Raw genomic sequence first — 11,847 nt, forward strand, 5'->3', positions numbered from 1 at the left:
AATTGCGTTTGATTGTATGATAATGCATTTCCATGTAATGAAAAATCAACAAAACCCTTTATTTACAAAGACATTAAATGCATAATCATACATGGAGATACATCAAGTCTTTTATTAAATCCCCCTCCTAAGGGGCAGGTCGGAGGTTCAAATCCTCTCCGGGACGCCAGCTAAATCAATGAGTTACTTGATACACCCTAGGGTGAATTTTGACTCCAAGTGCGACAATCATTTTTGTACTGCTGTATAAACAGTTCGTTGGGCGTTTTATAACCGATACATTTTCTTGGGCATCGGTTCATTTTCTCAGCTATGATTGTATAACTTAAGTACTTTCCCCGGATGAGGTTCGAGCATATTCAAGTGAGTTAGAAAGTTTAATACTAGTTCGTAGTAGATATTTGATTGCATAATTAAAAAATATACAAACCAATGTCGCCCCTAATAGAATATAACACTGTTGAGTAAAGACTTTACTATAATGAGTTTTAAGCTCTATTATCGACAAATCCCCTAAAGGAACAATTGTTAAATCTGCTAATTTACCTGATAAAAAAGCCCCTATACCAAGAGTTACAAAAAAGATTCCTATCATTGTGCTTACTTTTTTAGTGCTAGCAAGCAGACTTACGGCAGACAAACCTACAGGAGACAATAATATCTCTGCTAATGAAATCAATAGATAAACTGGAATAAAATACAGTGGTGACAATAAAGTATCAGAAGTACTCAAATGACAAATAACTGCAATCAGAAAATAAGCTACCATCATAAAGAACATTGATAGTAAAAATTTATTTGCAGTTTGCCTACCCCTCTGCTCCAAATTCAAATATCGCTTTTTTCTCGTAAGTAAATAACCAAAAATAATCAAACCTATACTTTGTATGCTGATATAATATGGCGGATAAAATTTAATGCCATATAACATAGGATCTACAACACGCAATATAAACAGGGTAAGAGACATAAACATTTGGAAATAGAAAGCCCAAAATAAAACTGAAATAAGGCACAATAATCCGATGACTACAGTCTTTCGTGCTTGCAATTCAGACTCATGTCTTATGGCGTGAAAAAAATAACCAATACACCATATTACAATCCCAACAACCATATAGTTAGCTAAAGCAGGATAATTCAAAATATAAAATACCCCCATCCAGAGCAGCATTATCGTGAAAATTACCTTTATAATTTTGGGGTACTGAAACTCATACGGATGATAATCCGCTATACGATAATGCTTAATACCAAAAGCAAATACAGCAATTGCGATAATCATAGCCATCCCAGCACTTGCAAATGACACAGACCATCCAAACTGCTGACTAAGTTGGCTAGGCAGAATAGTCCCCAAAATGATGCCCCCGGCAAGCCCCATATAAAATATAGTGAACCCGCTCTCCCGCACAGGTGAGCCATCAAGATATTCATTACCTAATAATGAAGAGATATTAGGTTTCAACAAACCTGTGCCTACTGTAATACCTGCTAAATATAAAGTAAGCCCATGATCTGAGGTCATTAGAGCTAAACTTACATAGCTAATTAGCAAGACAGTAGCTCCAACAAGGATCGCTCGTTTTTGACCCAATAAATGATCAGCTATCCATCCACCTATTAGTGGAGAAATATAATTTAATGCGGTAAATGAACTGACTAAAAAATAGATATTCTTATCAGGCCACTTAAAATGAAGTGCAAGAAACAATGCGAGTAGTGTCTGTACAACATAGAAACCATATCGCTCCCACATCTCTGTTACAACAAAAACACGTAATGAGGGGGGATGATTATTTACGTTTTGCACAATAGTCCTTAATTTACGTCACGCCCAATAATGCATAACATTTTAACAAACCATCATCTTTAATACCATAAAGTTTGATAGCGAGGAATAGATCGAATTGCTCCCTTATTAACTTGAGCAAGTTTTGAAAGTGCCTCTATATAATAGGGCTTTAATTCCCCCATGTTGGGCTTCGTTACACTCAGCGCCAACCTACATTTACAATGTGATGCTTGGAAGTATAAGTAAGGGTCTGGAGTGTAAATCATGTCCCTTGTGTATTGCATTCACCTGGCCCAAACAGGCATTGAGCCCAACTTTTAAGGATATTTTTCCTATATCGTTCTACCCAAGCCATAGGTTGCATGATAAAAGAAAAACCAGCGATTAAATTGCAAGCAACTAAATGGAAAATTAAATAATCCAATGGCCATTTAGCTCCTCCACGACAATCATTTTGACGACGAAATTTAAATCATAATGGTTCCCATGAGGACATCATACGTAGTATAAAGAACGGATATAAAATCTCAATTCCTATGCCAGGAGAACTCTCCACCAAAACAATAAGTAACGCCAGAATTACATGAGGCTGGATTTAAAGCTCAAAAAAACGAAAACTTCTTAGCTATTTTGCTCATAAATAATTATCACAATAAATATTATCCCGTATAAACACTGTATTTAACCAATTCAATATTAAGAAGTAGGTTTTTTGCTTTGTGTAATATGTTCTAAATCTTCACACAAGTTTGCTGCCAGCGGTTTAAAAAACTTAATACTTGTTCCATCGGTGTCATATAGCCTTTTTGCCACTAGCCCTAAAGTGCTCTTGAGTTTTAAAGGGATTTTTCCTATATCATTCCACCCAAGCAAAATAGGCTGAATGATATAGGAAAGATAAGGCATTCTAATTCAACAGTTATAAGTTCTACTTTCATCAATCATAGGAGTATCAAGAACTTCGGACAGCGCACTAGTTTCCTCTGGATTAACTGTTGTAGCGCGTTTACGTTCACTCAGTTTACGTAGTAGCTCTCGGTGTTGACGTAGAAACAAAACTTGTGAGCTTAATCTTCGTACATAGCCCTTTGGAGGTTCCTCAGCTGTTTGACTGGGTATATTCTCTTCTTGGGCTACATCACTATCAGTTACTGCACTTTGTTGTACTTCGTTTACTGGATTCTGAATATTTTCAGAGAAACATCCTCTAAGAAGATGAACTAAAGCGATAACAGGAGTAAGGAGTAATGTTAATCCTACCGCAGCACTAAAACGAGTAACCTCTAAGGGCACAGCTATAGACCAGGCTAATACATTAAAAATTGATACCCTGATGTTCGTCTCAAAATAAAAATCAGCGATTAGCTTACGAGCAACTAGAGGGAAAATCAAATAATCCAATGCTCCTTTAGACCCGCCACGACAATCATTTTGGCCATGAAAATATAAGTCATAATGATCACCCATGAGAATATCATAGGTGGCATAAAGAGCCTATTGAAAATCTAAATTACTATTCCAAGCTTTATATATATTTTCAGAAACGAGGGAATCAATCATTTCTTTTCCCTGACAAGGGTCATCGCTGCCACCAAAACGATAAGTAACTCCTGAATTACATGAGGCTGGATTTAGAGCCCTAAAAAACGAAAACTTCTTATGTGTAGTTATTTTTCTCATAATGAGTGCCTATAAAACCTTTATTTGATCTTTCACTGTTAAAGAGTAGGATTTGTGCTTTGTGTTATATGTTCTAAATCTTCACACAAGTTTGTTGATAGCGGTTTAAAAAAGTTAATACTGGTTCCACCTGAGTCATATAACCTTTTTGCCACTAACGCTAAAGTAGTAAATATGCCTACACCGATTAAAATAGCAATTACCGATAACAATTTTAAATTTTGCTCAGATGCTGATTGGTTATTTTTATTGAGAAGAGCCAAGGTAGAATGATTCTTCAGTTGAAATTCAACACTATTTACCGCTTCTTCATCATTTATGGAATCATTATTTAAAATATCGCTTAATTCCTGGACAGCAATCTCTTTAAGATAACTACTCAATCCAGATGTTAATTCATTTAAACGATAATTAAGACAGCTTAAAGCAAATTCTGACTTACAATTCGGCAATGGAGAAATAAAAGAAACTAATCCTCTTAATTGCTGTATTGTTTTATCTATTTTCAAAGAAAGGGGATCATCTTCTTGATAAGCATAATCACTATTCTGATAATTCCCATCTATTTTTAGAGTAACCCAATTAGGGTTATTGTTGCTCATAATAAGATCTACAAGTTGTACCAATAAGCTCAAATTATATAAAACTATAGCCGGATCATGCTGATCAAAAGTTTCCGCTTGATACATAGTAAATTTTAACTGCGGAAAACGCTGGGCCCTCTCTCCTTTTTCTTGCTTAATATATAATTCATCATGGATATACTCAGTAAAAGAATGATTATTAGAAAGTGAAAAAATATTATTCAAAATGGAATAATAATTACATCGAATCCAATCACTAAAACCGGGAGTGGGCTCTTTTTTGCCAATCGCATCTTGAAAAAAAATAACCTCCGGATAAACTGTACTTTCTGCAACTAATGCATTCAACTGCTCTTTTTTATGTCTGACATACCTTACACATGCTTGCTGAAGCATGTTTCTTGCTTGTTTATGGGTTATTGGTGACATCTCACTGACTCCTACAGAATGCTAATAAGCTTATTTTTCAATCAAATTAACAAATTTTGAACACAAGATCAAATAACACTACTCCTATAAACCTACCAACGATTTCAGTTAGCAGCAAAGCAACCAGAAACGGCAATTATGTTGTTTCTGACCGATTTATCGATTGGCTCTGCGGCAATAATTGCGCGAGATTGATGACGTTCAGCGCTTATCATGACCTCTTCTGGAACTACAACAGGCTGTTGTGGTAACGAATCCACATCAAGGAGCGATAAAATGGTTGAGGTGGAGCAATTAATCGAACACTCATTAATCGCAACGGCTCTAGAATCAGTCGTTTTTGAGGGAAGTACGGGAGCAGATGATAAGAGTTTTTCTTTAAAACGATACCAATCGTCTTGAAGCAGATGGGGAATACCTAAGAGCCCATAACAGCAATTTGCGTGTGCTCTAATACTTAATGTTACCAATGAAATCTTGTGCACGGTGAAACAAAAACGCTCCATAGTTAGGATCCATATATCTAATTTTTCCATCATCTTGAACACTTAAATAACATGCATGTCCTCCTATAACACGTTTTAGGCTCAAAAATAGCTCTTTGCCTTTATTTTTTTCAGCAATGTTTAAAATCTGTCGTGCTTGTTGTAGTGGAGCAGGGCAAAAATACTTTCGTGTAAGTCTCGTTCTTTTTATTGATTGTTGATCTTTTTGACGGTTGCTTTGAAATCTCTGATAATTATGAACGTCTTGGTTTAGATCAATTTCCATGTCTGGATTTTTATAGGGTGATAGCTTTGGATTAGCCATTGCATAAGTAAAACCATGACACTCACCGAATGACGTACCCATTTTTACTAATTTACCCTGCTCAAATGGCATAATGAGATATTCTGATGTTTGGAGTTTTTTATAATCATTCTCTGGCGAATCCGCATCAGCTCGAAACTCAGGCCGTAATGCCCCAGGTTTATTTACACCTATCCATCTCTCCATTGCTTTTAAGTCATCAAGTATCAACCTCAGGCAATTTTTAATTTGAGTATACTGATTTTCAGAAAGATAATTTTCGATTAATTTAATATCTGCCGAGAAAGTAGAGTAATTATCGTCTGTGATACGTTTCTTTAGTTGTTCTTTTAAATTGATGAGAAATTCATGATCTGCCACGGATTGTTCTTCTTCATTATTCAATTGATCAATTGATAATCTATTAGATCAATGCAAGCATAAAGGCTCATAAAGTGGGATTGTGTATAATCGAAGTGCTCAAAATTATAACGTATAGTCGGTAATTACTGTATAAAAATATTTCTTATTGCTGCTTGGTATCTCTTTGATAAATTATATTATTGCGATATTTATGGAAAAAACTCTGCGCCATTGAGTCCGGCTAATAATAGCGGCTATTTCAATAAAAAATGAACAAATATTATTCAAAAATACGGGCGACATCAACGTGCTCCCCCCTAGATTATCGACCATCAGCAAAGGAGAATTCACAATTTAAGTCAAAATGGATCCCTTAGAGTTCCATGCAGCCAATCTGATTACCCTCCAACGAATAAAGTAGAAAAATACATTAATACTCTAGCTCAATAGTTATATGTTCTTCTATCATCACTCACAGAGCCTCTAGATGGGAGCCTAAACAGTATACACTCAGGGTACGCCGTGCTTTTTGCTTATCATATTAGTAATATATTTCATAGTAAGTTTTCTAAATTTAAAAGCAAATAAGGCGTGCCCCTCTGAATTCTTTCTGAGCTGCCTATACGGCAGTGAACGCGGTGGGGCGACGGCTACCTCTACGGGTACATTTCTAAGCTGCCTATACGGCAGTGAACGTCCTCTGTGCTGGTGCTTTGGGAAGATAATTTTTCTAAGCTGCCTATACGGCAGTGAACAGCTTGCATGGGCCGAACTTGTTAATTCACTGTTTCTAAGCTGCCTATACGGCAGTGAACGCTCGTCTTGCTACTCCGTTGTTTCCGTTTATTTTCTAAGCTGCCTATACGGCAGTGAACTACGTAAGGTTCTACTCCCGCTGGATATTTCGTTTCTAAGCTGCCTATACGGCAGTGAACTCAGCCTCAAGCAGATAGTGACGACCCCGAATTTTCTAAGCTGCCTATACGGCAGTGAACATAGCCCCGGACTTAGATTGACGTTTGCGCTATTTCTAAGCTGCCTATACGGCAGTGAACAATGAGTGAAGCAAGCTTTTGTGCCTCATCCGTTTCTAAGCTGCCTATACGGCAGTGAACAATATGCGGTCGGTATCATGGACATGCTCAGTTTTCTAAGCTGCCTATACGGCAGTGAACAACATAACACCGCCTGTAACGGCAACTTTATACGTTTCTAAGCTGCCTATACGGCAGTGAACAATATGAATCAGTTATCATGGATGTTTACCAATTTCTAAGCTGCCTATACGGCAGTGAACCAACGCGAGATATACTAAATCAATCGGGTATCTTTCTAAGCTGCCTATACGGCAGTGAACAAACAGCAAAAACCGATACTTAAATATGTTTTTTTCTAAGCTGCCTATACGGCAGTGAACGACGATGGGATGAAACAAGTCGACACCGAACATTTCTAAGCTGCCTATACGGCAGTGAACGATTTCACGAAAGAAGAATTGCAACACATATTTTTCTAAGCTGCCTATACGGCAGTGAACTTGATTTTTATTGGCCTGCTTTGTCTCATATTTTTCTAAGCTGCCTATACGGCAGTGAACTTCAGGACCACAGGCACCACGATAACGGTGTATTTCTAAGCTGCCTATACGGCAGTGAACAGCTTAGCAATCTGCTTCATTCCCCGACAATTTTTCTAAGCTGCCTATACGGCAGTGAACTGATCAATACTCCATTGCAACCGTTCTTTAACTTTCTAAGCTGCCTATACGGCAGTGAACAAGAAGCACCGCCCAAATTGGCGGCAAGCATATTTCTAAGCTGCCTATACGGCAGTGAACAGCAACTGATGATTATAACACCATGGCATTTTTTTCTAAGCTGCCTATACGGCAGTGAACGGTGATACTATTGAGATCACATCAGTGCAAGATTTTCTAAGCTGCCTATACGGCAGTGAACACTGCCAGAGCTAATCAAAGAAGAACGTGTCATTTCTAAGCTGCCTATACGGCAGTGAACAGTGAATCAGTTACTCGTTCATTAATTAAGTTTTTCTAAGCTGCCTATACGGCAGTGAACATTTATCAACCCCTTGGTTCCTCATCACTGATTTTCTAAGCTGCCTATACGGCAGTGAACTAGGCATTGTGCAAGATGATGGCTATATCTTCTTTTCTAAGCTGCCTATACGGCAGTGAACGCAATATAGGTACTTTTATGGCGGCTGCTGTATTTCTAAGCTGCCTATACGGCAGTGAACAACTAGTCTGAGCCACAGGATTAATCATAATATTTCTAAGCTGCCTATACGGCAGTGAACAGCAAAGTTAACAACAAAAAACTTTAGCAATCAAGAGGTTAGTATAAAATATCAAGATTTCACCATTGAAATCTGGTACAATCCCAACCTATTGATTTAATTATATTTTTAATGAGCGGTTAAAATAAAGGTTAAAAATCAGGTAAAGATGACTCCGCACTTAAACCATAACAACTGAATGATTTGCTTAGGAGCTCTTCAGATGGCTCTTTGCAAATAAAAAGCTTATATTCGTTTCCAGAGCTTAAGCTTGAAATTTTTACATAGGGTGCATTTATCATTTTCTCTTTGTGATTTTTTAATACTTGCATTGCGTCTTCAAAGTCAATTGCTTCGCGTTTTGCCTTACGTCTAGCAAGTCGTTCCGTATTAGACTTTGATTGTTTTCTTTTGAAGCGCACATAATTGGTTATATTCCTTGGGACCTCACGAATCCCGGTTATGTGAGTATAATCTGATAAATTATTTAACCATTTTTCTGCATGAAATTTCTCGAGTATCCGCTTCTCCATAGCAAATACTCTTAATTTGGAGCCTAACTGGCAGTTTTCAATATCATATTCTGGGAAAGCAAGCCCAATAGATGACAATCCATTAGGCATTTTGGTTTCCACCAACCCTAGATGAATTTTTTGATAGACCTTACCCCATAGGAAATCTATATCAATATCAGCCATGGGCAACAAAGTGATATCCTGATAGACATTCATGATTAATCCTTACCACTTTCGCCAAAAACCCCACCACGGACTAATACCGCCATCACATAGTGCTCTTCCTCTTTTGAGGCTAACGGCTCACCACGAGCAAATCGGTCAAACAAGGTAAAAAAATCAGATTTATTTTTGGGGTTACGATACGCAATTCCGAGATTGGTTACAGCACCATACGGTTCAATAGCAATCGGCCCCGTCATCACCTGGTCATACTCTGGATACCAAGTATCGATGCTTCTTAATGCGTTACCGATCTTTTGTGAGTGCATTCCTGCAATGCCGTTAATATTATAAAGAATCTTGCTTTTTTTGCTCTTACTGTTTCCTTTATCCAAAATTAACTCTTCACTAGGATAGACTTCTTGAGCTCTGCCAACTTTCGCATAGGCAGTAATATCCAATAGTAAAAAGGGTATTTTACCCGATAAAGCATGAGCTACTTTTTCAGCTAAAGAATCAATCAACTCATCATTACAATTAAAATTTTTCACCGAATAATTCGTAGAGTCAAAAGTATAAGAATCCTCCATTTCTTTATTTTTGATCTTAACGTTAACTTCTATATTTTCAGCGCCTACCCGGTTTCGCCATAAAAATCGGGCATTAGCTATGTTAATAACATAACGTTTTGCCAACTCTTTAAAACCTTCTTTTTCGATATAATTCCTGGCTGCCGCAACATAACTATCATTAAAGGCAGCATTGTTACAAGCAGAAGGCCGTTCAACCTGGCTTAAGATTTTCAGCGTAAAGTGCAATTTAAGCGTATCTTGATCAAGGCCCAAAGCACAACAATCTACCGTTTGTAAATTGGGGCTTTCAACTTTCGCATCCAGTTTCCCAGGATCATTTTGCAATGGTTTCGACAACCGATTAGAAATTGTTCCACGAACAGACTTTTCCAGAAGTTGCAAAGGTGTCTTCTCAAGATGGCGTTTATCCCAGGTTGTACCATAAAAATAACCATCTGAAGGAACAAGCTTTTTTTCAAATGCGAGTACGGTCGCAATATTTTCATTTTTAGCCATAATATGTATTTCCTTATTGCAAAGTTAGTTTTTTATTTGTTGTGTTGGCACAGATATAAATTATTTACGCGATCAGAGTAGAAGTACCAAAGCATGTCATCAAGGTTTTTTAAGCGATATACCATTTTAAATTCTCCAAGAGTTACCACACTCTCAGCAAACTGATGAGGTACATCAGGGTTACGTTGGTTTTTTGCTTGCCCAAGAGGAGATATGCCATGAAAACCAGTAGCAATAGGAACAATCCATCCAGATATTTTTTTCTCGCTAGTCCAAGTTACTTTGCCCTGGTCACTTTGTTCACTTCGATGCATGACCTTTAAATAGTCTAACATTGCATCAATAGCATCTTGCCCATTGTTCATCGCCTCAATCATCAAATCACGCCGCTCAATAAGGACAAAGCCAGGCATTAACTTGCGCACAAGCTTACGATAATCTTTCTCTTCACTAATTTTAAATATTTCGGGTTGTTGAAATTTAATAATATCTCCACCAGCAAATTTCATATCTCCAGACAATAAAGAGCATAAAAGGTTGGTAAATGTAGCCTCATCATCTTTATCAAGGCCAGAATATTCGATCACTATAGAGCTAGTTAAATGACAACGTGCTTCCTCAATAAATGCGGGGCGCTCACCATTTTTATCTAATGGATTTCCAGTTCCAATAATGGAGAATACGTAGTCACCTTGCCCTTTGAATGTCTGTAAATCGAATTCATGAGATACTACAGAGACACCTTTGAACACAATATCGGGAAATCCATGTTGATTTAATTTTCGTTGAAGAGCATGTACAGCCCCCAACCAAGACGTCATTGCGGGAAATCCTATTGTAAAGGGACTAGATAATGCATTAGCATTTTGTATGTGTACGTAAGGAAGTAACACGATGCGTTTCATAGAAAGCCCTCTTCATTTTTTTCCACTATAGACTTTATATGTCTGAGATAAACATCATCCAGAATAACTGCCTCTTTTCCAACCAATGCCTTGTAGGTTAATATAAACCAACGCGCAAAATCTTCCCCTACAGAGTCAAGCCAACGTTCATCTAGATAACGCTCCTCATTACGAGCCTCATCAAGCCATATTTTTTGGTGAGCTGGCAAATTTGTGCCTTCCGACCATCCTGGCTCAACAAGGCGAAGCCCCCACATGCGCTCAATAATATGATCAATAATTTCTTGTACTTTCCGCTCGATACCCTCACGAATTTTTTTATTGTTCTCTTCGGCAAGATATAAATAATGTATTTTTACAAAATAGTGCTTCAAATTTTTCTTAAAAAGTGTGTCCTCAAAAAAATTATTTTTAGGTAAGCGAATATGATGTCTGGATAAATTTGGAGGAGCGCTGGAGAGTAAATAAGATTTCCCACCGTAAGTGCTGTTCAATACACTAATGTTTTGTGGTTTGGTTCCACCATATCCAATCATTGATAAATCATATAGCTCATCAAAACCGTTCTCGTCATAAAGATTTTTGCGTTTCCTTTCGCGAGCGTCTTTTATTTCATCAGAAAAACGAATTCCCTGAATGCGGTTTCTTAATTCATAAACCAAGCCCGATGGAGTCAAAATTGATAGTAAATGATATCCATCTGCAACGGGAAAATACACTTGTTTCACACACTCACTAGTGCTCATCGTAGAGGTATTTTTCTTTATCGACAGAAACCCTTCGCGTAACTCATCAAAGGTCATAGTAGAAATTTTCATTTCATTTTTAATAACGACTGTACCAAGCTCTAAATGTGTCAGAATTGTTTCACCATCATCCAGCACTAACGACAAGAATTTAAACACATCCAACGCCGCTGCATTACCTAAAACGTCCAATTGTGCATTAGCATTTCCGCTCCGTAAAAAACCATCCTCGGAACGCTTAGCCTCCGCAATAATCGGACTGATTTTTGCTGAGGGATGACTGAATTTTCCAGGATGGCTCACTATAGATAATTGCCCCGCTCTTTTGGATGCCACAGGTAGCCAATTTTCAGGTGAAAAAATATTATTGGCTTCTTGCTCAATATTCATTATTTCCTCAGGAGGCATCTCAGAACTGTTTTTTTTCTTAAGCCAAAGAGCCTTCCTTTCGGATAAAAAGGTCTTGATAACATCGCTCAAAATTTCTCTCCCT

At 37.5% G+C, this 11,847-nt stretch carries 11 protein-coding genes and 1 CRISPR repeat array; all 11 genes read right to left on the bottom strand.

Annotated elements, in window-relative coordinates; translation table 11 throughout:
- Positions 1-325 precede the first annotated feature (325 nt).
- A complete protein-coding gene (locus J2N86_RS09650) occupies positions 326-1,813 on the bottom strand; it encodes a peptide MFS transporter (RefSeq protein WP_289781830.1) in 1,488 nt (495 codons plus the stop codon).
- Between the two features lie 678 nt (positions 1,814-2,491).
- Complete coding sequence (locus J2N86_RS09655) at positions 2,492-2,701, bottom strand: hypothetical protein (RefSeq protein ID WP_252579182.1); 210 nt, start codon at positions 2,699-2,701, stop codon at positions 2,492-2,494.
- Between the two features lie 6 nt (positions 2,702-2,707).
- Positions 2,708-3,262, bottom strand: coding sequence for a hypothetical protein (locus J2N86_RS09660; protein WP_252579183.1), 555 nt, complete (start codon positions 3,260-3,262; stop codon positions 2,708-2,710).
- Between the two features lie 27 nt (positions 3,263-3,289).
- A complete protein-coding gene (locus J2N86_RS09665) occupies positions 3,290-3,475 on the bottom strand; it encodes a hypothetical protein (RefSeq protein ID WP_252579184.1) in 186 nt (61 codons plus the stop codon).
- Between the two features lie 38 nt (positions 3,476-3,513).
- Entirely contained in the window at positions 3,514-4,488 is a 975-nt protein-coding gene (locus J2N86_RS09670) for a hypothetical protein (protein ID WP_252579185.1), read from the bottom strand.
- Between the two features lie 104 nt (positions 4,489-4,592).
- Complete coding sequence (locus J2N86_RS09675; RefSeq protein ID WP_252579186.1) at positions 4,593-4,973, bottom strand: hypothetical protein; 381 nt, start codon at positions 4,971-4,973, stop codon at positions 4,593-4,595.
- Entirely contained in the window at positions 4,939-5,682 is a 744-nt protein-coding gene (locus tag J2N86_RS09680; RefSeq protein WP_252579187.1) for a hypothetical protein, read from the bottom strand. The genes J2N86_RS09675 and J2N86_RS09680 overlap by 35 nt, the downstream gene beginning before the upstream one ends.
- Positions 5,683-6,247: 565 nt before the next feature.
- Positions 6,248-7,959: a CRISPR direct-repeat array (repeat unit 28 nt; unit sequence TTTCTAAGCTGCCTATACGGCAGTGAAC).
- 131 nt (positions 7,960-8,090) lie between these two features.
- Positions 8,091-8,669: a type I-F CRISPR-associated endoribonuclease Cas6/Csy4 gene (gene cas6f / locus J2N86_RS09685; RefSeq protein ID WP_252579188.1), complete on the bottom strand. Its 579-nt coding sequence runs from the start codon at positions 8,667-8,669 to the stop codon at positions 8,091-8,093.
- Positions 8,670-8,671: 2 nt separating this feature from the next.
- Positions 8,672-9,703, bottom strand: coding sequence for a type I-F CRISPR-associated protein Csy3 (gene csy3, locus J2N86_RS09690; RefSeq protein WP_252579189.1), 1,032 nt, complete (start codon positions 9,701-9,703; stop codon positions 8,672-8,674).
- Positions 9,704-9,735: 32 nt separating this feature from the next.
- Complete coding sequence (gene csy2 / locus J2N86_RS09695) at positions 9,736-10,608, bottom strand: type I-F CRISPR-associated protein Csy2 (protein ID WP_252579190.1); 873 nt, start codon at positions 10,606-10,608, stop codon at positions 9,736-9,738.
- A complete protein-coding gene (csy1, locus tag J2N86_RS09700; RefSeq protein ID WP_252579191.1) occupies positions 10,605-11,834 on the bottom strand; it encodes a type I-F CRISPR-associated protein Csy1 in 1,230 nt (409 codons plus the stop codon). The genes csy2 and csy1 overlap by 4 nt, the downstream gene beginning before the upstream one ends.
- Positions 11,835-11,847 lie beyond the last annotated feature (13 nt).

The sequence above is a fragment of the Legionella lytica genome (assembly GCF_023921225.1).
GTDB lineage: Bacteria > Pseudomonadota > Gammaproteobacteria > Legionellales > Legionellaceae > Legionella > Legionella lytica.

Coding starts and splice junctions, on each gene's coding strand:
- J2N86_RS09655 (WP_252579182.1), bottom strand. CDS start 2,701: ATGCCTTATCTTTCCTATATCATTCAGCCTATTTTGCTTGGGTGGAAT.
- csy2 (WP_252579190.1), bottom strand. CDS start 10,608: ATGAAACGCATCGTGTTACTTCCTTACGTACACATACAAAATGCTAAT.
- cas6f (WP_252579188.1), bottom strand. CDS start 8,669: ATGAATGTCTATCAGGATATCACTTTGTTGCCCATGGCTGATATTGAT.
- J2N86_RS09670 (WP_252579185.1), bottom strand. CDS start 4,488: ATGTCACCAATAACCCATAAACAAGCAAGAAACATGCTTCAGCAAGCA.
- J2N86_RS09660 (WP_252579183.1), bottom strand. CDS start 3,262: ATGGGTGATCATTATGACTTATATTTTCATGGCCAAAATGATTGTCGT.
- J2N86_RS09665 (WP_252579184.1), bottom strand. CDS start 3,475: ATGAGAAAAATAACTACACATAAGAAGTTTTCGTTTTTTAGGGCTCTA.
- csy3 (WP_252579189.1), bottom strand. CDS start 9,703: ATGGCTAAAAATGAAAATATTGCGACCGTACTCGCATTTGAAAAAAAG.